This window comes from Marinibacterium profundimaris (assembly GCF_002210095.1).
Lineage (GTDB): Bacteria > Pseudomonadota > Alphaproteobacteria > Rhodobacterales > Rhodobacteraceae > Marinibacterium > Marinibacterium profundimaris.
Map to the genome: position 1 here is coordinate 312,664 of NZ_AQQR01000003.1, position 23,844 is coordinate 336,507.

Below are 23,844 nucleotides of genomic sequence, written 5' to 3' on the forward strand. Positions count from 1 at the left end.
CGAAGCGTGTTCCGCAAAGATGGCCCGGGGCCGGACGTGGCGCACAGGAAAGGAGCGGGTTCGTTTCACCGGCAGGCAGCACGCAGTCCCTGCCCCGCAGCCGGATCGCGTGGATGGCCGCGCCCCCTGCTGCTTCGTGCGCTCGCCAGGGATCCGCATGCAGCCCGCGAAAGGGTCAGACCGCGCGACGGCAGCCCTGAATGATTCGGGTGCGCGGCCCGCCTGCCGGGCCCGATCCAGACAGGTGCTCAACCACTTGTTCCGTTTTAAGAACAATACGATAGGGCCCATTTCGTTTACCAATCGTAATTTCGCGTTACCATAATCAACGAAAGGTGGTGATTTTCATGGGAGCACCCGCTCAGGTAACGTGGGCCAAGGCTGCAAAGGACGGATCCGAAATCGTTGCGATCGGTGGCGTTCGCAAATGGTTTCTGGGCAAGTCGCAATGGCAGCTTACCACAAGCGAAGCCGTCGCCCTGATGGAGCTTGATGAATGGCGGTTCTTCGTCGAAATCGACGACGAGAAGGCCTGGATCGACGTCTGCGAAGACGCCGACGGCGCGAAGACGATCAGTCCCGACGGCCCGGTCAGGTACCTGCTCTGAAGCCAGGCTGACCCTAAGTCAGCCCCCATCCTTCCCCCTTTGGTGCGCTCGCCGGTTGATACCGCGCGGATGCGCATTACCCTTACTAACCGAAACCGATGCAGAGCCAGCTCGCCGGGATCGCAATCCTTGCACTGTGACCCTTCCAAGTCTGCGAGCGGACAGGGCGCCCACGCGCCCCCGACGGCCTGCCCGATGAAAGGACAAGACATGACAGACAAGAACCCGGACAAGGGGTATGTTGCCCTGCTCGGCTGGAGCCTGAACGCCATCGACGCCGTCGATCGGTTCGATCGGCGCTATGTCGTCGTGGCACCGCCCTGGGCCGAAGATTATTGCAAACAGAACGACATTCCCTTCGTTCCGTGGGATTTCGACCGGCTCAACGAACGCTCGCACGAGCTTGCGCACCAGCTGGACGACATGGGCGTCGACGTCGCCATCCCGATCTTTGAAGAGACGGTGGAATGGGCCGGCGCCGTGAACGCCGTTCTGCTGAAGAACCCGCGCCTGCTGGGCCAGGCCATGCTGTTCCGCGACAAGTCGCTGATGAAGCGGCGCGCGCAGCTGGGCGGCATCCGCGTGGGCGTGTTCGAGGAAGCGCATGACAAGGGCGACGTGATCCGCTTTCTCAAGCGCGTGAACCAGACCCTGCTGAAGCTGGACGGCGACCCGAACGACCCGATCCACTTCAAGGCCTTCGACAAGTCCGGCACCGCCGGCCACCGCGTGATCCGCACGCCCGAGGATGTTGACAACATCCCCGACGAGGAATTCCCCGCCCTGCTGGAAAGCCACCTGGACGGCTGGGAATTCGCGGTCGAGGCCTGGATCAAGAACGGCAAGATCGAATTCCTTAACATCTCGGAATACGTGACGCTGGGCTATTCGGTCTTCGTCCCCGCCACGCCCGAGCTCGAGGCGCACCGCGAACGGATCACGGAAGAGATCGAGAAGCTGATCGATGTGTTCGACATCGAATTCGGCTTCATCCACCCGGAATACTTCCTGACCAACGACAACAAGCTCTACTTCGGCGAGGTTGCCTATCGTCCGCCCGGCTTCAACGCGCTGGAACTGATCGAGCGCGCCTATGGCTTCAACGGCTACCAGGGCCTTGTCCTGGCCTTCGATCCGAAGACCACGCAGGACGAACTGGACGCCTTCTTTCCGAAAGAGATCGTGGATGCCAAGGGACATGCCGGCTGTTTCGGCGTCTACCCGCGCCGCCGGGTCGTAAGTCGCCTGGAGATACCGGAAGAGACCGCCAACCATCCGTATTTCGAGTTCCACGAACTCGCGGATCCGCGCGAACAGAAAGTGGCGAAACGGTCAGCTTTCGGCACGCATTGGGGCTTGGCGTATTTCTTCGGTAACAACCCGCACGACTTGCGGGACCTTCTGAAGAAACAGGAAGAGCTGGATTACTACGTCTGATGACTTCGCAAGACGCCTCCCCCGACGACGGGCAGTCCGGGGGTGACAAGTCCGTTGTGATGCGCCTGGCCGTGACGCTCGATGCAGCGGTCGACCGGCTGGAGCGTGCCCGGCCGTTCGCCAAGTCCCGCTACCAGGGGCCGGTGCTGGACGTGCTCGGCCGCATCATTGCCCAGCCCGGCGGGCTGGGCGTGGTGCGTCAGCGCGCGGCCCGCATGGATGCGGCCGGCCTTTTCGCCGGGTCCGACTGGGATCGTCCCGAAGCGCTGCTGCCGCAGCTCGTGGGCGGTACGCTGGTGTCCGAGGATCCGGCCTTCCAGGCGCTCGAGGCCGCCAGCCTGGCCCGGTTCCTTGCGGTGGCGGATGGCGAGGCACGGCACGACAACCTTCACGAGGAAGGTGCCCGGCATTTCCTCACGCAGGTGCTGGCGCTGAACCTCAAGGACCTGTTCGGCGTCTCGGACGAGGCCACCCGCGGGCTTGGCGCGCGCCAGGACGTCAAGCGCCGCGTGCTGCGCCACATCGCCGATCACATCGGGCTGAACGATGTGCTCAGCGTGCTGGTGTCGGAGATCTGGCGCCTGCTGGAACAGCGGTCGGTACAGGTCGGCGTGGTCAAGGACATGATCGCGCAGATTGCCGTGGCCCTGAACGAGAAGGGCACCGAGCCCGGCAGCACCCGCCTGGGGGCCGAGCGGCTTGTCAGCGCCTTGTTCGGGCCCACCGCGGCCTCGCGCGACGATCCCGGACTGTCGGTTTACCTGGAACGTATCTCGATCGCCGACGAAACCGGCCTGTCGCGCGAGGCGATGGGCTTTGCCCGGGCGATGCATGACACCGGGCTCGTCTCGGATTACCACGCGGCCTTCCTGATCTGGGCGCTGGATTTCGACCAGCGCCCGCTGATCCCCGAGGCGCTTGGCCTCGGCACCACCGGGCTGGACTGCTGGCGACATTACCGCGGCCTCATCGAGAAACTAGTTCGCAGCGCCGTGACCCCGGCCACGCCGCAGGCCGCCTATGGCCTTGCCATGCTTCTGGAACGCGGCATCCTGCATCACGCGCCAATGGTTCCCGCGCTGGAACGACAGCTGTCCCTGCGGCTTGGCGGCGCGGCACGCGACCGCATCGCGCTTGGCTTCGGTCCCGCGGTGCCGCCGGAAACGCAACTGTTGTCCGGTGTGCTCCGGGTCCTGGGGCAGCCGCTGGGCGTCGGCCAGGGCGCCAACCCCACATGCCAGTCGGCCCGGGCCATCGCCCTCTGGGCGCTGAACGATCCCGACTACCTGCTGCACCTCATCACCCAGGTGGCCGAGTTCGACACGTTGCAGATGCAGTTCGAAGGGGTCCAGATCAACTCCGCCGACCTGCCGGTCGGTCTTGCAGGGTCCGGCCCGATCGACGCCGATCCGGTTTCGGTCCTGCTGGTTGCGCATCTGGACCGGATCTATGCCGAGATGGGCCGCCATTGCGCCGGCCGTCCCGGCGATCCGCACAAGTGGATCAACCCGCAGTTCCACGGCTGGTGGGTCTCGCGGGATTGCGCGGTGGCCGTCGACGTGACCACCGGACAGCTTGACGCCTACGACGGGTTCCTGCGCCGCTTCTTCGCGACCTATCATCCCGATTACAACGGCGGCCGCCCGCTTGGCCATCCGCAACCGGCAGGGATCGCCGTGACGGATGCGCAGCAGCGGTTCGTCGGCTGGCACGCGATCGCCATCCTCAGGGTGACCGAGGACCAGACCGGGCGGATGCGCGTGTATTTCTACAATCCCAACAACGACAGCGGTCAGGATTGGGGCAATGGCGTCGTGGTCTCGACATCGGGCCACGGGGAACGGCAGGGGGAAGGCTCTCTCGAGTTCGACGCCTTTCTCTCGCGCGTCTACCTGTTTCACGACGAGCCCCTGCGCAGCAGCTACGGGCAGGACATCCCCGAGGACGTGATCGCTGCGGTCCGTGACCGGGCCATCGCCAGCTGGGCGGCCGACAGGCAGCCGCAAGGGATGATCGACGGGGCCTGACCGAGGCCTCGACCGCGCCCCATCACAGCTGCCGGCATCGCCCCTAAGATCAGGCCCCGCAGCCCGGTCCCCGGGCCGGCGGGGGCGAGCCAGCCGTTCTTTGTGCGCCTCGTCGCAGAGGACCGCCCCACGCCGTCACACGATGATGTCGCCCACCGACAGGTCGTCCACCTGGACGTCCAGCAGGGTCAGGCGCCCTTCACCGGATTCGAGAACCGCATGCCTGCCGTTCTGGAAGAAGCCGTTCAGCACCTCGTCCTCGGTGCCAAACCCCCATCCCTTGATGACCAGATGGTCCACGCCCACCTCGAAATCCGTGACAACGTCCCGTCCCGAACCGGTGTGGAACACGAACAGGTCGGTGCCCGCCCCGCCGGTCAGCCGATCATTGCCGCCGCGCCCGGTAAGCCGGTCGGCGCCGTCGCCGCCGACGATCCGGTTGGCGTTCCCGTCGCCGTACAGCAGGTCTGAAAAGCGACTGCCGGCAAGGTTTTCCACGTCGGAGAAGCGGTCGCCCTTCGCATCGCCGGATTGCCGCGCCCCGCCCTGCAGGTCGGCGACCACGCCGGCCATGGCGTCCATGTAGCCGGCGGTATCGTTGCCGGTTCCGCCGTGCAGGTCATCCGCTCCGGCGCCGCCGATCAGCATGTCCTTGCCCGCCCCGCCGATCAGCGCATCCGCGCCGCCCTTGCCATAGAGCCGGTCATTGCCGTCGTTGCCGCGAAAGTCGTTCGCGACAGAGGTTCCAATGAAGGTGTCGTTCCAGCGCGACCCTATCACCCCCTCGATCCCGACATGTCTGTCACCCGATGCCTCGCCGCGGTTGCGAAGTTCGTTGCCCAGATCCGCCGTGACGGCCGACCTCGCCGCGTTGAACACGGCCCAGTCCTTTCCGGCCCCGCCCCGATGGACGTCCGCGCCGTCTCCACCGCTCAGCATCTGGCTGCCACGACCGCCCAGCAGCTTGTCATTGCCGCTGCCGCCGATCATCCTGGTCCCCTCGCCGCCGCCCTGGATCAGATCGTCTCCAGCGCCGCCGGTCAGCAGATCCGCGCCACCACCGCCCCCGTTTATCTTGTCGTCGCCCGCGCCGCCGTCGAGCCGGTCAGACCAGGGGCCGCCCGAAATATCGTCGTTGCCATTTTGCCCGTAAATGGCGTTGTCCGAGCGTATGGTACTTCCCCTGTCGTCGCCGCCGCCCAGCCAGGCGGTCTGATTTGGGCCGTCGAGCGAGATGTGGTTGGCGCCGCCATTGCCACGCACGGTTATGGCGCCGGCCGTGAAGATCTTAGTCAGAAGGTTTTCCACGTTGTCGGGCATCGTGAAATCGACATCGGTAAAGACCGTGTCCACCCCGCCGCGGGGCCCCTCGGCGATCCGCACATTGGTGGCGTTCACGAAATAGAGGTCGTCCCCCGCCCCGCCCGCGGCGCCATCGCCGGCATGCGACAGCAGAAAGCTCTCGTTCGCGTCGGTGCCATGGGTCCATCGTCCGTCGACATCGTAGAGCCCGGCCTTTTCCAGCAGGCGTTCCCGCATGTTGGCCTGCACCCTTGCATGGGCCGGATCGCCGGCCAGGTTGTTCAGCTGCCGGGGGTCGGCGATCATGTCGTAAAGCTCTTCCGAGCCGTCCTCGTAGAGAATGTAGGCGTGCTTCGGGCTGCGCAGCATGGCCGAGCCGTACATCCAGGTCACCGCCCGCCCGTCGCCCTCCGCCGGGCCGGTTCCAAGGACCAGCGGCATCAGGCTGTCCCCCTCCAGATGCGCCGGCCGGGGCAGTCCGGCAAGGTCGGTCAGCGTGGGATAGATGTCGATCAGGCTGACGATGTCGTCGACAAACGTGCCGGCATTGGCGTTGCCGGCGGGCTTGATCACAAGCGGCGCACGCGTCGCCTCCTCCCACAGCGTGAACTTGTGCCAGTTTCCGTCGTGATCGCCCAGGTGATAGCCGTGGTCGCTCCACAGGATGATATTGCTGTCGTCGAAGTTGCCGGTCGCGTCGAGCCGGTCCAGCAGGCGGCCGACCTGCACATCGGCGTATGAAACACTGGCCATGTAGCCCTGCATCCACAGACGCGCGTCGTCGGCGGTGGCCGGGAGCGGACCATGCGGCAACTGCTCACGGATGAAGGCGGGCACATCGCTCATGTCCTCGCCGACCAGGCCGGGCACGACGACCTCGTCCAGCGGATAGAGATCGAAATAGGCCTGCGGCACCACCCAGCTGGTATGGGGCTTGACCAGACCCACATTCAGCATGACGTCCTCGCCCGGCGCCCGGGCAGCCAGGAAATCGAGCGCCGCATCCATGGCGATCTCGTCGGCGAGGTCGTCTTCGGTCAGGCCGGGCGGCAGGGGTTGCACATATGCCGTGGCCGGCGCACCGGAATAATACCCCGAGAGCGGCAGGTTTTCGGACGTGATCGCATTCGCGACCGAGGCCGGCATGTTCCCGTGGAACACCTTCCCGAAGACTCCGACGGTTGCCCCGGCATCGAGGAACTGGGCCATCCAGGTTTGCCCGGGCTCCACATGCTGATACCAGGCCTGCCCGTTGCTGTGCACGCCGGTGGTGTCGGGCATCATGCCGCTCATCGTCGCTGTCCGGGACGGGTTGCAGAGCGCCTCGGCGGCAAAGGCATTGGCGAAGGTCACGCCGCTTCCCATGATCCTGTCGATGTTGGGGGTTCGGACCTGTCCGAAGAGATCGCCGCCCGGCGCGATCCATTGGGCAAGGTCATCTATCGAGATGACGATTGTCGTGGCCATGAAACAACGGCTCCATACTGGGTACTGTAACACGTCAGAACCCGGCGCCTCTGATACCGCGCGCGTGCCGACCATGCACAAGGACGTCGGGCGGCCCAGGCGATCGCGTCAAGGAGTTCCCCCTCAAAACGCCACCTCGACACATTTCACCGGAAGAATTCTTCAGATAAACCAATTTTATAGGTATGCTTACCAGTCTGCGGCGTGAGAATGGAGCCTCCTGACGGAGGCCCCGGATTCGATCGCCCGACCCAGCCCGCGTTTCCCTTGGGAAGTCGCACCCCGTACTGGCTGACGTGCGACGTCGTGACGGACCAGCATTCGATTCCCACGCAGGTTTGTGCTTGGGCGTGCAGACCGTCGAGCTGCCGCTTCATGCGCCTCGGCGCGTCCCCTCGCCTGTCGGAGATCCTGATACCGATCCACTCACGCTTCGCCCGGACAAGGAAGATCACTGCGACGACGATGTCGGGACAGCTCTGCCGGCAGCGCCAACAGAGCATCAGGGCCCGTCTCGGGCCGGACAAGAGTATATCAGGCCAGATCGCCCATGTCCGCGCCGGGCGGGACGGTCCGGCCAGCGCTCAGAGCGGCAAGCGATGCACCATTTCGACAAGCCGCCGGAAGACCGCGGGTGTCTTCCGCACGCCGTCATGCTCGTATTCGTTGGTGACCCAGCAAGCGCAGTTCCCGATGGCGGCGGCGGTTTCCAGCGAGAGATCGGCATCCACGTACAAGTCGTCGTGATATACGATCGCGGCCACGGGAACCTCGTTGTCGGCAAGCACCTTGGGGTCGTAAAGGCTGCGTTCGAACGGACGTTCGGCCAGCAGGTTCACCGCCCCCCGGAAACTGCGCAGGCCACGAATGTCGTCGAACATCCAAGGAAACATCATTTCGCCCGTGAACAGCAGCGGGCGGGCGGATGGGTCAAAGGCCGGATGCTCGGCGCGGACCCGTTCGGCGGCCCAGCCCGTGACCCCGCCGTGCTGGCCGTAGATGCTCTCCTGCAGTGCCACGAACAGGGGATTTCCGGCAAACGAGGTGGCGGCCATGACCTGGTGCAGGAAGACGTCCGACAGCCCGCTGGCGGCGTCGGGATCGAAGGCTTCGTCCAGTGTCCACAGGACGTTCTCGAACCCGGGCGCCATGCCGAAATCCAGGCCCAGGGTCTGGAACCGCCGCACCGTCAGGACATCCCCGTCCGGGAGCACCGGCGCGCGGGTCTCGATCAGGTCGGCGATGCGCGCGGTCATCTCTACCGCGTGGGGGTACCTCCGGGCGAAGCGACGGTTCTTTCCGGCCACGCGCGGGTAGGTCCGGCGGTAGACCTCTTCGGCCGTGGCGCTCAGCCCGGCGAGCCCCCCGGTGACCAGACAGCTGTCGAGCGCCTGAGGGAAAGTGGACAGGTAATGCAGGGTCAGGAAGCCGCCGTAGCTTTGGCCCAGCGTGGTCCAGGTCACGCCGCCATAGACCGCGGCGCGGATGAACTCGCAATCCCGGATGATCGCATCCGTCCCGAAGCACGAGAGGTAATCGGCCCCTTCCGCGGCGGAGAGCGCGGCCATGCGGTTGCCGGTCACCGGCGTCGAGCGCCCGGTTCCGCGCTGATCCAGGAGGATGACCCGAAACCGTTTCAGCGCCTCGGCGAGCCATGGCGGATCGCCGGCGCCCGGTCGCGGGGATTTCCCGCCGGGACCGCCCTGCAGGAACAGCAGCAGGGGCAGATCCTCATGGACGCGTTCCGGATCGACGACTTCGCGGAAGAAGACCGAGATCGTCGGGCCGTCCTCGGATGACCAGTCCAGCGGAACGTCGACGCTGACCTCTTTCAGGACGCCTGCGGGGCCCCGGTAGGTCGGACCATGCCGGACGGTCATGTCAGGGCCCGCGTCGTCTCGGCGTCGAACAGCATCGCGCGGTCGGTGTCGATGAACAGATCCGCCGGGGCTCCGGCCTGCAAGGCCACGTCGGGCGCAAGCCGCGCACAAAGGGTGGTCCGGCCGATCGATCCATAGGCCAGGGTCTCGATGCCCAGGGGTTCCACCTCGTCCAGCGTGACCGGCACCGGCACGCCCTGCGGCCCTTGCGCGGCGATCCCCACAGCCTCGGGCCGGACGCCCAGAACGACATTGGCCGAACGCGCCTGTTCGACCCCCGCCCGCACCTTGCCGCGCAGGGCAACCGTCGTCCCGTTCTCCAGCGTGAGGCCGAGGTCATCGCCCGCGCCGGACAGGGTGCCGGGCAGCAGGTTCATCGGCGGCGATCCGATGAAGCCGGCAACGAATGTGGTCGCGGGCTTCTCGTAAAGCTCAAGGGGACGCCCGACCTGTTCGATATGGCCATGGTTCATGACCACGACACGATCGGCCATTGTCATGGCCTCGGTCTGGTCATGGGTGACATAGACGGTCGTCGTCGGGATCAGCCGGTGCAAGCGCTTGATTTCGCCCCGCATCTGGACCCGCAGCTTGGCATCAAGGTTCGACAGCGGTTCGTCGAACAGGAACACCTCGGGGTTGCGCACGATGGCGCGCCCCATCGCGACCCTCTGCCGCTGCCCCCCCGACAACTGGCTGGGGCGCCGGTCGAGAAGGCTGGTGATGTCCAGCGTCTCGGCCGCCTGCGCGACCTTGGTGGCGATCTCGGCTCTGGGCGTGCCGCGTTGCTGCAGGCAGAAGGCCAGGTTCTCGCCCACGGACATGTGCGGGTAAAGCGCGTAGTTCTGGAACACCATCGCGATGTCGCGCTTGCCCGGCGAGACCCGGTTGACCACCCGGTCGCCGATGTAGATGCGCCCGCCCGAGATATGTTCGAGCCCGGCAATCATCCTGAGCGTGGTGGACTTGCCGCAGCCGGAGGGACCGACGAAGACGACGAATTCCTCGTTCTCGATCTCGAGGTTGATGCCGTGAACGACGCGCGTCGTGCCATATTGCTTGATGAGGTTTTGCAGGACCAGTCCAGCCATCCGTCAGCGCTCCATCATCCAGACCAGCATGCCGCCGGCGTCGCGGTTGGCCCAGAGATGATAGGGGATCGCCGTGACCGTCACCGGTTCGGTCGTCGGTTTGCTGCCCTGATAGAGCGCGCCCTGCCATTCGCTGGCGTTCATCTTCAGGGCCGGGCCCGTCAGCACGGTGGCCCCGCCCAGCAGGTCGGGCCGGAATTCCGCCTCGAACGTGTCGTCCGCGCTCAGGATCAGGTGTTGAGGAGGCACGCCGACATCGGCCTGCTCGACGCAATAGACTACCGGGCCGCGTTTCAGCGCGACACGCCCCGCGTTCTCGGTGGCATCGGGATGGGCATAGAGCCGCTCCACCGGCATGGGCAGATGCAACGTCACCGTGTCCCCCGCCGACCAGGTCCGGCTGATCGTGGCATAGCCGCGCTCGGTAACGGCGGAGAGGTCGATGTCCTCGCCGTTCACCGACAGCCGCGCGCCCTTGCACCAGCCCGGAATGCGCAGCGACAGGTCGAAATCTGCGGGCGTCGCCGGGTCGATCGCAAAGCTGACGTCGGTATCCCAGGGATAGTCGGTCGACTGGGTGACGGCCACCTCGGTCCCGCCAAGCGCCAGGGTCACGCTGTTGTCGGAATAGAGATGGACGGCCAGCGCGTTTTCCTTGGCCGTGTAATGGTAGGATCCGATCGAGGCGATGAACCGGGCGATGTTGGTCGGGCAGCAAGGGCAGTAATGCCATTGCCACCGGCGATGCTGACCGTGGCTTTCAAGCGGGTTCTCGTAGAAATACGAATGTCCGTCGAGGCCGATCCCCGACAGCGCCCCGTTGAAGGCCACCAGTTCGAGAATGTCGGTGTAACGAGCGTCAAGCACCGTCTGCGCCATGCGGTGGGTCCAGAACCCAAGCGCGATGGAGGCGCAGGTCTCGGCATAGGCGGTTTCGTTGGGAAGGTCATATTCGCGGGTGAAGCCCTCGTTGTCCTTCGACGAGCCGATGCCGCCGGTGACATAGAGAAGCTTCGACGTGAGATGCCCGAAGAGCGTTTCAAGCGCCGCGCGCAGGCTGTCGTCGCCGGTCTCGAACGCAAGATCCGCCATCGCCGAAAAGAGGTAGGTGGCCCGCACCGCGTGGCCTTCCACCTCGGTCTGCTCGCGGACCGGCTTGTGGGCCTGGCTGTAGGCGTAGGTCTCGAAGATGTAGTCGTCCGGCTCTTCGCCGCGGCGGCGGGCCTCGTCGTCGTAATAGGACGGCATCTGCCCGCGTTCGTCCACGAAGAACGAGGCCTGCCGGAGGTGCCGCGGATCGCCGGTGATCTTGTAGAGCTTGATCAGCGCGATCTCGATCTCTTCGTGGGCATCGTAGCCGCGCAGCTTGCCCTCTTCGGTGCCGAAGGTGTCGATGATGTGGTCCACGCATTTCGACATGATATCAAGGAACTTGCGCTTGCCGGTCGCCTCGTAATAGGCCACCGCGCCCTCCAGCAGATGACCCATAGAATACATCTCGTGCAGGTCGCGCAGGTTGGTCCAGCGCTTCTCGGGCTCGCGGCGGATGAACCACGAGTTCAGGTAGCCGTCTGGCATCTGGCCCTCTTCCAGGCGGTCGACGATATCGTCGATCTTGGCCTCGATATCGGCATTGCGCTGGTATTTCAGCATATAGGAGGCCGCTTCGATCCATTTCCCGAAGTCGCTGTCGAAGAAGTGCTGCATCGACAGGCCGGAGGGCTGGATCGGGCGGGCAAGCGGGCCGGGAGGCGACTTGAAATCGAGAACCTCCAGAAACTTCTCTTCTTCCAGCCGCATGTACTGGGTGGGCACCGTGACGTCGCGGACGGTGTCGTGCCAGTGTTTCCAGAAACCACGAGGGAAGCGGACCGATGCATGGTCCACCGGAACGAAACGGGAGGCGGCAAGGCCTTTGGTGTGCGGGTTCATCGGGTCACCTTATTTCACCGCGCCGGCCACAAGACCGCGCACGTAGTAGCGTTGGAGTGTCAGGAAGAGCAGGATGCAGGGCACCATGGTGATGGTGATCCCGGCCTGCAGCGCGCCCCAGTCGATCATCCCGCGAATGCCGGTGGTCACGTTGACCAGCATGACAGGAAGGGAGAACTTCTCCTCCTGGCTCAGGAAGATCAGGGCGGCGAGAAATTCGTTCCACGAGTTCAGGAAGGCGAACATCGCGACCGTGGCCACGCCCGGCAGAGCGAGCGGCAGGGTGATGCGCCGCATCAGCGCCCACTGGCTGGCCCCGTCGATCCGCGCGCTTTCGATCAGGGCCTTGGGCACCGCGTCGAAGGCATTGCGCATCATGAAGATCGAAAAGGGCAGCTGGAAGGTCACGTAGATCAGCACGAGGCCCGTCAGGCTGTTGGCCAAACGCAGCTTCACGAGGATCAGGAACAGCGGCGTCAGGATCGACTGGAACGGGATCATCATCGTGGCAAGGATGACGACGAAAATCACGTTCTGGCCCGGGAACCGGAACTTGGAGAACCCGTAGCCTGCCGGCACCGCGATCAGAAGGGTCACGACCACCGTGCCCACCGCAAGGAAAAGCGAGTTGCGCACGAAGCTCCACAGCCCGTCGCCGACGGTGTCGAGGTTGCGGTAATTGTCCAGCGAGACATTGCGGGGGATCAGCCGGACCGGGTCCGACAGGGTCTCGGCCGGAAGCTTGAACGAATTCGCCACGGACCACACGATCGGCATGATGAAGATGGCCGCTATGGCGAAGCCCAGGATGATGTAGAGCGCCCGTTTGACGTGATCGATGGCCGGGGTGGCCTCGAGCGGGATGTCGTCCGCGTGGCTCTCGCTGAAAGTCGCGTCGCTCATGTGATTACTCCGGGGCCTTGCGGAAGTTGACGATCGCCATCTGCATGGCGCTGATCGCGACGAGGATGACCAGCAGGACCAGCGACATCGCCGAGCCATATCCAAGCCGATAGGACGAGAAGCTCTGCAGATAGATCGAGAAGACCGCGGTCACGGTCGAATTGCGCGGGCCGCCCTGGGTGATGATGAAGAACTGGTCGAAGGCCAGCATTGACCAGGTCACGTTCAGCACCAGCGCCAGGATGATCGAATTGCGCATCAGCGGCAGCGTCACCCTGACAAAGCGCGCCAGCGGACCTGCGCCGTCGATCTTAGCCGCCTCGGTGACGTCGTCCGGGACCGATTGCAGCCCGGTCAGCAGGATGACCATCGTAAAGCCCGCCTGCTTCCAGACCACCATCAGGATCACGACGATCAGCGCGGGCCAGAAGCTTTCGGTCGGGCGCGGCGCCGCGTCCACCAGGCCGGACCGCAACAGCAGCTCGGCAAAGACACCGTTGTCGGGGTTCAGCAGCCAGGTCCAGAGCGTCGCCGCCGCGCCGAAGCCGATGACCACGGGCATGAAGTAGATGGTCCGGAAAAAGCCTGCGATGCGCAGCGGACGGTCGACCAGCAGCGCCAGCGGAAAGGCCACGAGGAAGATGGCCGAGGTCACGAGCACCGTGTAAAGCGCCGTGAACCGGATCGAACTCCAGAACCTCCGGTCGCCCATGAGCTCCGAGAAATTCTCCAGCCCGATGAACCGGGGTTCCCCCAGCAATGGCCAGTTATGGAAGCTCATCCAGACGGTCATTCCCATCGGCAGCAGGAACAGTAGCCCGATGAAAAGAAGACTGGGCGTGATCAGCGCCGCCCCGAGCCATTGATGCGGCTCTCGGGTCACGACGGGCGGCTCTTCGGGGGAAGGTCCTGCTTCGGCGGTTTCACTCATGATCTGGGGCCGTTGATGCTGTGGCCGTGCGGGCCGGTCCAGGAAAGGATGCCGGCAACTCGAGGCTGCCGGCATGACGTATCGACGTGAGGGTGCGTTACGGGTTGGTGCGCTTCAGGATCTGCTCGAAGCGGTCCGACGCGGTCTCGATCGCGCCATCGACATCCCCGTCGAAGATCCCGGTTTCCAGCATCTCGAGCCAGGGCCCGGTCAGCGAGACGAAGAGTTCGTCATTGGCGTAAGTATAGGGGGTGCGACCGGACTTCAGCACGTCATAGGCGATCAGGTTGCGTTCGTCGAAATCGGCATAGGCCACGTCGGCAATGTCGGTCCGCGACGGCATGCCGGACATTTCGGTGATCAGCACCTGCTGCTCGGGCTGGAGGTAGAAGGTGATGAAATCTTCCACCAGCGCTTTCTTCTCGTCCGAAATCCCCTTGACCATCGTGACGTCGTCGCCGCCGGCAAAGGTCGCCCGGCCACCGTCCGGCCCGGGGATCGGCGCGATGTTGAAGGCCACGTCCGGGTAGTTGGCCGTCAGGAGGTTCACGATGTAGGAGCCGGACATCAGGATGCCGACCTGGCCGGACGCAAAGGCCTCGACCGCGGCATTGCCGTTGCCCGACCGCGTGGTCGGATGCGTCGCGCCGGCGGCCCACATGTCCGCATAGAGCTGCAGCGTCTCGCGCATGGCCGGCGTGTCGACGGTTTGCGTGCGCCCGTCCTCGGACAGGATGTCGTCGCCTGCGGCCCAGATATGCGGCATGAAATCGTAGACCATCCACGACCCGGAATTGCCGACATACATGAAGCCATAGGTATCGTCGCCCAGGGCGCTGATCTCGATCGCGGCATCCTTGATGCCTTCAAGCGTTTCCAGCGACGCGGGATCCACGCCGGCCTCGGCCAGCATGTCGGTGTTGTAGACGATGACCGAGGCATCCGGCGTCAGCGGCACGCCGTATTTCTTGCCCTCGTAGGTGCCCAGCCGGATGTGCGAGGGCGACAGGGCGTCGGCATACGGCAGGCTGTCAATGAACCCGGTCATGTCTTCCAGCATGCCCGCGGCCGCGAAGGTCGGCATGTAGATCAGGTCCATCGCGACCGCCGCCGGGGCCGCGCCCCCGGCCAGTGCCGCGCCGAGCTTGGGAACCATCTGCTCTGCCACGACCGGGACCACGTCGATCGTGTCGTCATGGCTTTCGTTGTAGCGGGACGCCAGTTCTTCGAGGATGGGCGCCGTGCTGGTACGCACCCAGATGCTGACTTCTTCGGCGCTCGCCGCCGTTGTGGCAACCGAAAGAGCGGCCAGGGAAATCAAACTTACTGCCTTCATGCGGATGGACCTTTCCTGTTGATGGGCCCGGGGTTTTTGATCGGGGACCCGTATAATCATACTTTATGAGCCAAAATTCCTCCTGTCCACTGTTTGTAGACAGAGAAAATTTAAAAGACAGTGGTTCTGAAATTTTCGCTGCCGTCAGACTGGTCCTCCGGCGGCAAAACGAAAGAACACAGGCGACCGCCCACCTTCGGACCAGGACCCGCCAAGGGGCCTAGCGGCGGCTGAACCGAAGCGGGTCGAAGGCCGAGATATCGATGTCGGGCGCCCGGCGCGCCGCGATCGCGGCGACGATCTCGGCCGTTCCGGCGGATTGGGTCAGCCCCAGGTGTCCATGCCCGAAGGCATGGATCACCCGGTCGGCCCGGCCAGAGCGGCCGATGGCGGGAAGGCTGTCGGGCATCGAGGGACGAAACCCCATCCACCGGGTACCATCCTGCGGGTCGAACCCCGGAAGAAAGGCCCGGGCCTTGCGGACCAGCACGTCCGACCGGTCGAAATTCGGCGCCAGATTCAGGCCGCCAAGCTCCACCGCGCCGCCGATCCGCACCCCCTGCCCGACCCGCGACACGACGAAGCCATGACCCGGGAAGGTCACATGGGTCCTGAGATCGAAATCGCAGACCGGGAAGGTCGTGTTGTAGCCGCGCTCGGTCTCCAGCGGGATGCGCTCGCCCAGCGTCCGGGCCAGCCGGTGCGACCAGGCGCCCGCGGCCAGAACGACCTGCCCGGCTGTCAGCGTCTCGCCGTCGGTCATCAGCGAGACGCCGGCATCGCCCTGCACCATCTCGCGCACCTCGGCCTGGCGGATTTGGCCGCCGGCATTGACGAAGCACCGTGCCAGGTGCTCGGTCCAGACCTTCGGATCGGTGACGTTCATCCAGTCGGGCGTGAACCCCGCATGGGTGAAGCGCGGCGACAGGCCGGGCTGGATCTCGGCGATGTCTCCGGCGCTTTCAAGAAGCCGGAACGCGACGCCGTGCTGCCGGCGCAGGTCCCAGGCGGAAAGGCTCTCGCGGTATTCGCCGGCGCCTTCGTAGACCTGCAGCTGGCCCTCGCGCCGGATCAGCGCCTGGCCGTCGACACTGTCGATCAGCGTTTCCGTCGCCCGGCGCGACAGGTCCATCATCCGGGCCTGGGCCGCGATCGACGCCAGGTGCCGCTTCGGCTGGCTCGACCGCCAGAAATGCAGCAGCCAGGGCATCATCCGCACCGCATAGGCCGGGCGCAGCGACAGCGGCCCCAGCGGATCCAGCAGCCATCCCGGCGCCTTGCGCAGGATCCCCGGCGCCGCAAGCGGTTCGATATCGCTGAAGGCGAAGGCCCCCGCATTGCCGCCGGAGGTTTCCCCCGCCACGTCGCCACGGTCCAGCAGGGTCACGCTGTGCCCGTCTGCCAGCAGCCGCAACGCGGCCGTGACCCCGATGATCCCAGCCCCGATCACAATGATGGATCCCGCCTCGGCGACCGCGCCGTGCTGCGACAGATTCTGGTTCATCCTGGCTCCTGACGTGATGGGCTGTTGCGGGCGGGCAGTCGGACGGCCCGGCGGGGTGACACCCCCGCCGGGCCAGCGTCGCGGTGGTCAGAGACGGATACCGTCCCGGAACGGGTCCCCCTCCTGGAAGATCAGCCGGGACTCCGCCATGAGATGCGCCTGCCCCGTGATCGAGGGGATCACGCCACCCGCCGCGCCTCTTGTGTAGGACAGCCGGTAGGTGGAGCCGATCACGCTTTCCTGCAGGATCTCCTCCCCCTCCGCCAGTTTTCCCGAGGCAGCCAGGCACGCGAGCCGGGCCGAACAGCCGGTTCCGCAGGGCGAGCGGTCATAGGCGTCATCGGGACAGAGCACGAAGTTGCGCGACTGCACGCCGGGAACGTCGGACGGGCCGTAGAAGATGACGTGATCGACAGGCGCACCGGTGTCACCGCCAAGCCCCCGGGCGTCAAGAGCCTCCCGCGTGGCGACGGCCACATCGGTCAGCTGGCGCATGTTGTCCGGCGTCACCGGCACCGGGCCGGGATCCGCCAGGAAGAACCAGTTGCCGCCATAGGCGATATCGCCGGTCACGGGCCCCACCCCGGGCACGTCCACGGTCACCCCGGTTGCGACACGCCGCGCCTCGACATTGGTCACGGTCACGGTGTTCGCGTCATGCAGCTCGACCGTGACAACACCGGCCGGCGTCTCGATCCGATGCCGACCGGTTCCGATGCGCCCCAGGTGATACAGCGTGACGGCAAGGCCGATCGTCCCGTGCCCGCACATGCCCAGCACCGCCGCGAGATCGAAGTAGATCACCCCAGTCACGCAGGATGGATCGGTGGGCGGCACCAGCAATGCCCCCACCATGGCAACCTGACCGCGCGGCTCGAGCATGACCGCGCGATAGGTGTCGCGATAGCGCCCGGCCAGCAGCGCCGCGCGCTCGCTCAGCGGCCCGGACCCGAGATCTGGAAAGCCGTCGATGATGACACGCGTCGGCTCTCCGCCGGTATGGCTGTCGATGACATGCATACGCTGGTCCCCCTTGGTGCCGACCCTATTTGGCCCACTCGGCATACCAGGCCTTGAACTGCCTGTACTGGGTCTCGGCAAAGGCTGCCTGTGCCGGTGTCAGCGCGTCGGTCTCGTTGAAGTGCAGCGTGTATTCCGTCTCGCCGTTCAGGACCATGAGATGCTTGTAATAGAGCACCAGGTCGACGCCCTCGTCGAAGGTCGACAGCACCATCAGCGCCTCGTCCAGCTCCTGCGCCTTGACGCGGGCCTCGACATCGCCGTCCGCTGCCGCCTTGGCCAGCGCCACGAGGTGCAGGACCTCCCGGGGGAGCGCGTTGCCGATGCCGGTGATCGCGCCGGTGGCCCCGCATTTGACGAAGCCGTGGAAGACCTGCGTATCGACCCCGACCATCAGCGTGAGATCGTCATTGCCCGAGGTGATGTTGGCCGCGGCATAGGACAGATCCTCGGCGCCGCCGAATTCCTTGAAGCCGACGAGGTTCGGATAGGTCTCGCGCAGCTCGAAGAACAGGTCGGCCCGGGTCGCGAAACCGTAATACGGGCTGTTGTAGATGACCGCCGGCAGATCCGCGGCACCGAGAACGGCCGAGAAATGCGCCTTCTGCGCCGCCATCGAGGTGCCACGGGACAGCACGCGGGGGATCACCATGAGCCCCTGCGCACCGACCCTGGCCGCATGGGCCGCGATACGCACGGCCGATGCGGTATTGATCGCGCCGGTGCCGACGATGGTCGGCACGCCGGCCTTGACCAGAGCCTCGACCCCTTCCATGCGCGCCTCTTCGGTCAGCAGCGGCCAGTCGCCCATCGAGCCGCAATAGACGACTGCCGACATTCCGGCGTCCACCAGCTCCCGGCCCTTCCGCGCGAGCGCCTCGAAATCGGGGGTCCTGTCTGCGGTGCAGGGTGTCATCAGGGCCGGAATGGTGCCGGCGAAGATACTGTCGCTCATGCGGATGTCCTTTTCAAAACTGTCGGCGGACCGGGGCATGCCTGCGGGTGAAGGTCCGGCGAGGGCAGCGTGCGGTCTGTATTCCGCTGGACTAGCATTCTGCCGATTTCTTGTCGACAAGTAAAATACTGAAACGGAAGCTGCGCAGGCCACCGGCGGATCGATGCCCGATCCGCCGGTCTTTTCAGGCTGTTCAGAGCGCCAGGCTCGGCGCACTGCGCGTGTCGGCCGAGATGTAGGACCGGATCTGCCGCACGATCTGGTCCGCATGAGCGATCGCCAGCCTGTCGGCCCGTTCCACGTCCCGGCTTACGATCGCGGCGATGATGTCCTCGTGCTCGCTGACATACTGGCGCGGCAGGTTGTCCGCGTAGGAATGGTAATACAGCCGCAGGATTCGCCGGCCCTCGTCCAGAAGGCGGGTGAACAGGGCCGTGTAATAGGGATTGCGCCCGGCTTCCGCGATCGCCACGTGGAAATCCCGGTTCGAGGCGATCATGCCCAACACGTTGCGCTCCTCCACGAAGGCGGCAAACCGGGCCTGATGCTCCTGGATCCCGGCGATTTCATCTTCGGCGTGGTGTTCGGCCGCCAGCCGCGTGGTGACCCGGTACATCAGCGTCAATGCATCGAAGAAGGCGCCCATCTGGATGAAATCGATGTTCGACACGATGGTCGTGCGGTTGGTAAGTGTCGTCAGCAACCCGTCCGCAGCCAACCGCACCAAGGCCTCCCGGATCGGCGTCCGCGACATCGAGAACCGCTCGGACAGAAGGGTTTCGTCGATCGGACTGCCGGGGGCGATCTTCAGTTCGATGATCTCGTTGCGGAGGATCTCGTAGACGTGGGAAACCCCGCTTCCGCGTTTGATCCCCGGTGTCGATGCGGCGTTCGAATTCTGGGCTGCTTTGGGCATGCTCTCTCTCTTGGCGGGATTGGCTGGACCAGACTGGAGGACCTTTTGGCTCCAATCCAGAGTATAGTATGTATTCATCATGTCGACAGAAAAAATTCAGGTTTATCATGCAGTCCCGGATGCAAAGATCGACCCGAAACGCTGACACCGGACCCGAAAGGTATCAGGGACCGGAACAATGCCACGTTCGTGCATTTCTCTCCCGACATTCCGCAGCGACACCGGAAACCTGACATAACGACTCATGGCCGTCCGGATGATCTCAGGCCTTGTTCGGACGCAGCGGACAGGGGTCGCCCATGACCAGCGGCCAGCCGCCCACCCTGCCCTACTGACCTCCCTCCGCGACAGCAAAGCTCAGGCAGCCGACAGCCGCGACCTTCGCGCCCTTGCGCTTGCCTGTTGCGGACATCATGATTGTCCTGCACAGCTTGGGACGATCAATGCGCCTCTTCCTTGTCTGCTTCCTGACTGGCCTTTTCGCGCTGGTGAGCCTGCCGCAGCTGACCTCTGCCGCGCTGGCCATGCATGATTGCGCGGGGTGCGCCGAACTGTCGGCGGACAAGCCGCAGGGGCATATGCCAGTGCAGGACAACCGTGGCCTGTGCAGCGACATGCCCGGCTGCGTGGTGCTTGCCGTCCTGCCGGACGCACGACCCTTCGCTGTCGCCTGGCTGGGACGTCAGTCCTATGCGCGGCCCGTATCCTGGCCTGGCACGACCATGCCCGTGCGGATGGACCTGCCGCCACCGCGCCTCTGATCCGGATTTCGATGGTTTACGGGACGGGCTGCCGTCCGTCCGTGTCGATGTCGCGCGTCCCGTTCGGGAGGCGCAGAACAGGATCAAGAGATGAACAAGATGACTCTGATCGCGGGGGGTGCCGTCATCGCGGCACTTGGTGCCTATGCCGTGACACGCCCCTCCGATGACACCACGGCGGTTGCAACCGCCCCCGAGCCTGGCGCAGCCATGGTTGCCGTCACCCTGCCAGAGACGCTGTCACCCGAAGCCGTCATGGGGCAGCGGGCGTTCGAGGCGGTCTGCGCCGACTGCCACGGAGAAAACGCCGCCGGCAGGATGGGCGTGGCACCGCCGCTGATCCACAAGATCTACGAACCGTCGCACCACGCGGATGAGGCGTTCCAGCGCGCGGCGGCCAACGGCGTGCTTGCGCACCACTGGAGCTTTGGCGACATGCCTGCGCAGCCGCAGGTGACACGCGCCGACATGGCCTCCATCATCGCGTATGTTCGCGAAGTGCAGCGTGCGAATGGGATCGACTGACATGCAGATGACACGACGCAGTTTCTGTGCTGGCCTGGCCGCCCTGCCCCTGTCGCGGCCGGCCATCGCACAGGGCTTCCCCACGCTCACCGCGCAAGAGGCCACGGTTCAACTGGCGCCCGACGGCTATCCCGCCACGCGGGTCTGGAGCTACGAGGGCACCATCCCCGGTCCGGTGCTGCGCGCGCCGCAGGGCGGCCGGCTTGAACGGCGGCTGGTGAACAGGCTGCCGGTGCCGACCTCGATCCACTGGCATGGGATCCGCATCGACAATGCGATGGACGGCGTGCCCGGCCTGACCCAGGACCCGGTGCCGCCCGAGGGAACGTTCGACTATGCATTCGACCTGCCGGATGCGGGCACCTACTGGTATCATGCGCATACCAACTCGATGGAGCAGGTGGCGCGCGGCCTTTCCGGCGCGCTTGTCGTCGAAGAAAAGACACCGCCGGCCGTGGACCGGGACGAGGTCCTGATGATCCACGACTGGCTGCTTGACCCCGAAACCGGGCAGTTCGTCGACAGTTTCCAAAACGCCATGACGCTCAGCCACGCCGGCAGGATCGGCAATCTTCAGGGCGTGAACGGACGCTATGACGTCACGCTGGAGGCGCGTCAGAACGAACGGCTTCGGCTGCGCCTCATCAACGGGGCCAACGCCCGGATCTTCGCGCTTCGGCTTGAGGGGCTGACCGGCTGGACCTTGGCCCTGGACGGGATGCCGCTGGAAGCGGCGGAGCCGATAACAGAGACGCTGGTGCTGGCCCCGGCCCAGCGGATCGACCTGTTCGTCGACGTGACCGCCGCGCAGGGCGAAAACGCCGGTCTTCTTTTCGCCCCGGGCGACGACAGCTGGCAGGTGCTGGCGGAAATCAACGTCACCGGGCAGGCCTCACGGGCAAGCCGCGGCACGCCCGCGCCGCTGCCCCGCAACCCGGGGACGGAGGTGCCGGACGTAGCCGGTGTCCGGGTCCTGGACATGCCGCTTCAGGGCGGTGCCATGCGCGGCATCGAGCGCGGGCGGTTCCGGGGGCAAGAGATGGACTGGCAGGGCCTGATCGAGAACGGCCAGTTCTGGACGCTTGCCGGTCAGGCCGGACGTGGCGACGCTCCCTTTGCCAGCCTGTCGCTGGGGGAAACCGCGCGGATCCGCATGGCCAACGACACCGTCTTCCCTCATGCGATGCACCTGCACGGCATGCATTTCCGGACCGTTGCGCCCGATGGCGGGTTCGGCCCATTGCGGGATACGGTGCTGGTGATGCCCGGTGACACGGTCGAGATCGCCTTCGTTGCGGACAACCCCGGCAAATGGCTGCTTCACTGTCACATGCTGGGCCATGCGGCATCCGGCATGACAAGCTGGATCGAGGTGACATGAGGCAATTTGCATGGGCAACCGCGCTCCTCATGGCCTCGACCGCCGCCGCGCAGGAAAGCGGCGCGGTGCTGTACCAGGAGCATTGTGCCGTCTGCCACGGTGCCGAGCTCGAAGGGCAACCCGACTGGCGCAGCCCCGGAGAGAACGGGCGTCTGCCCGCGCCGCCGCATGATGCCACCGGACACACATGGCATCACGACGACGACACCCTGTTCCGCATCACGCGGGACGGGACAGCGGCCGTGGTCGGCGGAGGATACGAGAGCGACATGCCGGGATTTGGCGATGTCCTGAGCGACAGCCAGATCCGCGGCATCCTTGCGTTCATCAAATCCACCTGGCCCGAAGAGGCGCGCGAACACTAGGCAGAGGTCAGCCGCCAGAGCAATTCGGACTGAAGCTGAATGGCCCCGCCTGTCGTGCACGGCGTTTTCGGTGGTTCCGAGGCAAGGAAGCCATGATGCGCAGCAGCAATTTCAGCGGTGCATTCAGGCGGGACACAGACCCGCAGACCACCGCCTGTTCGGGGCGTGTGGTCCGGAACACCGCCCCGGTCGGGGGCGGCGTCCACGTCGATGTCATACCGGATGCCTCAGATCACGCGATGCCGCCGCGGAATACCGGCCCGGCATCCGCCCGGACCCGCCCGGCTGCCACGGCAGATCGATGGCAAAGGCTGTCGGATCAGGCCGCCGCCAGAGACTTCTTCGGGTCGAAGAAGGGGCGCTCGACGACCGTCGCGGTGGTCGGGCCAGAGGGCAGCACCACCTCGACCTGGTGGCCGACATGGGCATGTTCTGCCGCAACCATGGCCAGCGCGATATTGCGTTCCAGCCGGGGCGAGTAGACCGCCGAGGTCACCTTGCCCACCTCTGCCCCGTCACGGTTGATCTGCCAGAAGGTGGTGTTGGGCCCCTTCAGCGGATCGGCATCGATGATCAGCCCGACCTGCCTGCGCGTCACGCCCGCGTCCCGGATCCGGCGCAGCGCCGCCTTGCCGATGAACTCGGCCTCCATGTCGAGGTCCACCAACCGGTCGAGCCCCAGTTCGTAAGGGTTGGTGTTGATGTCGGCATCGGCGTGGTAGGACAGCATCCCGCCCTCGATCCGCCGGATCGACGAGGTATGGCCCGGCTTGATACCGAACTCCATTCCAGCGGCCATGATCCGCTCCCACAGCGCGTCGCCCTTGGTGCCGTCGCGAAGGTAGATCTCGTAGCCCAGCTCGCTCGACCAGCCGGTGCGGGACACGACGAGCGGGATGCCGTCAAGCTCGAGTTCGCGCAGCCAGTAGTATTTCAGGCTCAGGATATCGTCGCCGAACAGGGACTGCATGATCAGGCCCGACTTCGGCCCCTGCAGCTGCAGCGGCGATACGTCGGGTTCGCCGATCCGGACGTCGAGGCCGGAATGCACCGCCACGCCCTGCGCCCAGAGCAGGATGTCGCTGTCGGCGAGCGAGATCCAGAATTGGTTTTCGGCAAGCCGCAGAAGGATCGGGTCATTGAGGATCCCGCCCTCGGCATTGGTGATCAGCACGTATTTGCACTGACCAACGGCCATCCCCGACAGGTCGCGCGGCGTCAGCATCTGGACGAACTTCGCCGCATCGGGGCCGGTGATCTCCACCTGGCGCTCGACGGCCACGTCACACAGGATCGCGTCGTTCACGAGGCTCCAGAAGTTCTGTTCCGGATCGCCGAAATCGCGCGGTATATACATATGATTGTAAACGGAAAATCCCTTCGCGCCCCAACGCACAGTGGCGTCGAAATAGGGGGATTTCCGGATCTGCGTGCCAAAACCGAACTCGTCTGCGTGCATGATTTTCGCCCTTGAAGATCACCGGGCGCGCGGCCCGGGAGACG

19 protein-coding genes are annotated in these 23,844 nt (G+C 65.2%); 7 read left to right on the top strand and 12 right to left on the bottom strand.

Translation table 11 applies throughout. The features are described from left to right. The first annotated feature begins 347 nt into the window (after positions 1–347). The 3 genes from ATO3_RS09640 to ATO3_RS09650 all read left to right on the top strand — a co-directional run bounded on the left by ATO3_RS09640 (position 348) and on the right by ATO3_RS09650 (position 4,072). Entirely contained in the window at positions 348–608 is a 261-nt protein-coding gene (locus ATO3_RS09640) for a hypothetical protein (protein WP_088649635.1), read from the top strand. A gap of 210 nt (positions 609–818) precedes the next feature. Further along, positions 819–2,045 (top strand): ATP-grasp domain-containing protein, encoded by a 1,227-nt coding sequence (locus ATO3_RS09645; RefSeq protein WP_088649636.1) that lies wholly within the window; start codon positions 819–821, stop codon positions 2,043–2,045. Beyond that, a complete protein-coding gene (locus ATO3_RS09650; RefSeq protein WP_088649637.1) occupies positions 2,045–4,072 on the top strand; it encodes a hypothetical protein in 2,028 nt (675 codons plus the stop codon). The genes ATO3_RS09645 and ATO3_RS09650 overlap by 1 nt, the downstream gene beginning before the upstream one ends. A gap of 135 nt (positions 4,073–4,207) precedes the next feature. Here the strand turns inward: ATO3_RS09650 and ATO3_RS09655 are convergent, their stop codons facing one another. The 11 genes from ATO3_RS09655 to ATO3_RS09705 all read right to left on the bottom strand — a co-directional run bounded on the left by ATO3_RS09655 (position 4,208) and on the right by ATO3_RS09705 (position 19,309). Next, entirely contained in the window at positions 4,208–6,841 is a 2,634-nt protein-coding gene (locus ATO3_RS09655; protein ID WP_158217932.1) for a sulfatase-like hydrolase/transferase, read from the bottom strand. 584 nt (positions 6,842–7,425) lie between these two features. Further along, on the bottom strand, positions 7,426–8,721 hold the full coding sequence (locus ATO3_RS09660) for an alpha/beta fold hydrolase (protein WP_088649639.1): 1,296 nt from the start codon (positions 8,719–8,721) through the stop codon (positions 7,426–7,428). Continuing rightward, entirely contained in the window at positions 8,718–9,812 is a 1,095-nt protein-coding gene (locus tag ATO3_RS09665; RefSeq protein WP_088649640.1) for an ABC transporter ATP-binding protein, read from the bottom strand. Before ATO3_RS09665 ends, ATO3_RS09660 begins: the two co-directional genes overlap by 4 nt. Before the next feature lie 3 nt (positions 9,813–9,815). Beyond that, positions 9,816–11,744, bottom strand: a complete 1,929-nt coding sequence (locus tag ATO3_RS09670; RefSeq protein WP_088649641.1) for a glycoside hydrolase family 127 protein — start codon at positions 11,742–11,744, stop codon at positions 9,816–9,818. A gap of 9 nt (positions 11,745–11,753) precedes the next feature. Beyond that, positions 11,754–12,647: a carbohydrate ABC transporter permease gene (locus ATO3_RS09675; RefSeq protein ID WP_088649642.1), complete on the bottom strand. Its 894-nt coding sequence runs from the start codon at positions 12,645–12,647 to the stop codon at positions 11,754–11,756. A gap of 4 nt (positions 12,648–12,651) precedes the next feature. Further along, the gene (locus tag ATO3_RS09680; RefSeq protein WP_088649643.1) at positions 12,652–13,578 is read right to left on the bottom strand and encodes a carbohydrate ABC transporter permease; all 927 of its coding nucleotides are present in this window, start codon (positions 13,576–13,578) and stop codon (positions 12,652–12,654) included. A gap of 97 nt (positions 13,579–13,675) precedes the next feature. Beyond that, positions 13,676–14,914, bottom strand: coding sequence for an ABC transporter substrate-binding protein (locus ATO3_RS09685; RefSeq protein ID WP_198963237.1), 1,239 nt, complete (start codon positions 14,912–14,914; stop codon positions 13,676–13,678). 220 nt (positions 14,915–15,134) lie between these two features. Continuing rightward, positions 15,135–16,418, bottom strand: coding sequence for an NAD(P)/FAD-dependent oxidoreductase (locus tag ATO3_RS09690; RefSeq protein ID WP_088649645.1), 1,284 nt, complete (start codon positions 16,416–16,418; stop codon positions 15,135–15,137). Positions 16,419–16,505: 87 nt separating this feature from the next. Then, positions 16,506–17,438 (bottom strand): 4-hydroxyproline epimerase, encoded by a 933-nt coding sequence (locus tag ATO3_RS09695; protein WP_088649646.1) that lies wholly within the window; start codon positions 17,436–17,438, stop codon positions 16,506–16,508. Positions 17,439–17,463: 25 nt separating this feature from the next. Then, a complete protein-coding gene (locus tag ATO3_RS09700; protein WP_088649647.1) occupies positions 17,464–18,393 on the bottom strand; it encodes a dihydrodipicolinate synthase family protein in 930 nt (309 codons plus the stop codon). Positions 18,394–18,586: 193 nt separating this feature from the next. Next, the gene (locus ATO3_RS09705) at positions 18,587–19,309 is read right to left on the bottom strand and encodes a GntR family transcriptional regulator (RefSeq protein ID WP_088649648.1); all 723 of its coding nucleotides are present in this window, start codon (positions 19,307–19,309) and stop codon (positions 18,587–18,589) included. Positions 19,310–19,752: 443 nt separating this feature from the next. Between ATO3_RS09705 and ATO3_RS09710 the strand changes: the two genes are divergently transcribed. The 4 genes from ATO3_RS09710 to ATO3_RS09725 all read left to right on the top strand — a co-directional run bounded on the left by ATO3_RS09710 (position 19,753) and on the right by ATO3_RS09725 (position 22,341). Beyond that, the gene (locus tag ATO3_RS09710; protein WP_088649649.1) at positions 19,753–20,070 is read left to right on the top strand and encodes a hypothetical protein; all 318 of its coding nucleotides are present in this window, start codon (positions 19,753–19,755) and stop codon (positions 20,068–20,070) included. Between the two features lie 90 nt (positions 20,071–20,160). Further along, positions 20,161–20,595, top strand: a complete 435-nt coding sequence (locus tag ATO3_RS09715) for a c-type cytochrome (RefSeq protein ID WP_088649650.1) — start codon at positions 20,161–20,163, stop codon at positions 20,593–20,595. Position 20,596: 1 nt separating this feature from the next. Beyond that, positions 20,597–21,976, top strand: coding sequence for a multicopper oxidase family protein (locus tag ATO3_RS09720; RefSeq protein WP_088649651.1), 1,380 nt, complete (start codon positions 20,597–20,599; stop codon positions 21,974–21,976). A 29-nt stretch (positions 21,977–22,005) separates the two neighbouring features. Next, complete coding sequence (locus ATO3_RS09725) at positions 22,006–22,341, top strand: c-type cytochrome (protein ID WP_233152108.1); 336 nt, start codon at positions 22,006–22,008, stop codon at positions 22,339–22,341. A 319-nt stretch (positions 22,342–22,660) separates the two neighbouring features. Here the strand turns inward: ATO3_RS09725 and ATO3_RS09730 are convergent, their stop codons facing one another. Beyond that, positions 22,661–23,803, bottom strand: a complete 1,143-nt coding sequence (locus ATO3_RS09730; RefSeq protein ID WP_088649653.1) for a glycine cleavage T C-terminal barrel domain-containing protein — start codon at positions 23,801–23,803, stop codon at positions 22,661–22,663. Positions 23,804–23,844 lie beyond the last annotated feature (41 nt).

Bases quoted from the DNA above. Each gene is read 5' to 3' on its own strand.
- ATO3_RS09675 (WP_088649642.1), bottom strand. From the start codon at position 12,647: ATGAGCGACGCGACTTTCAGCGAGAGCCACGCGGACGACATCCCGCTC.
- ATO3_RS09645 (WP_088649636.1), top strand. From the start codon at position 819: ATGACAGACAAGAACCCGGACAAGGGGTATGTTGCCCTGCTCGGCTGG.
- ATO3_RS09710 (WP_088649649.1), top strand. From the start codon at position 19,753: ATGCGCCTCTTCCTTGTCTGCTTCCTGACTGGCCTTTTCGCGCTGGTG.
- ATO3_RS09680 (WP_088649643.1), bottom strand. From the start codon at position 13,578: ATGAGTGAAACCGCCGAAGCAGGACCTTCCCCCGAAGAGCCGCCCGTC.
- ATO3_RS09650 (WP_088649637.1), top strand. From the start codon at position 2,045: ATGACTTCGCAAGACGCCTCCCCCGACGACGGGCAGTCCGGGGGTGAC.
- ATO3_RS09695 (WP_088649646.1), bottom strand. From the start codon at position 17,438: ATGCATGTCATCGACAGCCATACCGGCGGAGAGCCGACGCGTGTCATC.
- ATO3_RS09705 (WP_088649648.1), bottom strand. From the start codon at position 19,309: ATGCCCAAAGCAGCCCAGAATTCGAACGCCGCATCGACACCGGGGATC.
- ATO3_RS09690 (WP_088649645.1), bottom strand. From the start codon at position 16,418: ATGAACCAGAATCTGTCGCAGCACGGCGCGGTCGCCGAGGCGGGATCC.
- ATO3_RS09660 (WP_088649639.1), bottom strand. From the start codon at position 8,721: ATGACCGTCCGGCATGGTCCGACCTACCGGGGCCCCGCAGGCGTCCTG.
- ATO3_RS09670 (WP_088649641.1), bottom strand. From the start codon at position 11,744: ATGAACCCGCACACCAAAGGCCTTGCCGCCTCCCGTTTCGTTCCGGTG.
- ATO3_RS09640 (WP_088649635.1), top strand. From the start codon at position 348: ATGGGAGCACCCGCTCAGGTAACGTGGGCCAAGGCTGCAAAGGACGGA.
- ATO3_RS09665 (WP_088649640.1), bottom strand. From the start codon at position 9,812: ATGGCTGGACTGGTCCTGCAAAACCTCATCAAGCAATATGGCACGACG.
- ATO3_RS09720 (WP_088649651.1), top strand. From the start codon at position 20,597: ATGCAGATGACACGACGCAGTTTCTGTGCTGGCCTGGCCGCCCTGCCC.
- ATO3_RS09685 (WP_198963237.1), bottom strand. From the start codon at position 14,914: ATGAAGGCAGTAAGTTTGATTTCCCTGGCCGCTCTTTCGGTTGCCACA.
- ATO3_RS09655 (WP_158217932.1), bottom strand. From the start codon at position 6,841: ATGGCCACGACAATCGTCATCTCGATAGATGACCTTGCCCAATGGATC.
- ATO3_RS09715 (WP_088649650.1), top strand. From the start codon at position 20,161: ATGAACAAGATGACTCTGATCGCGGGGGGTGCCGTCATCGCGGCACTT.
- ATO3_RS09700 (WP_088649647.1), bottom strand. From the start codon at position 18,393: ATGAGCGACAGTATCTTCGCCGGCACCATTCCGGCCCTGATGACACCC.
- ATO3_RS09725 (WP_233152108.1), top strand. From the start codon at position 22,006: ATGGCCTCGACCGCCGCCGCGCAGGAAAGCGGCGCGGTGCTGTACCAG.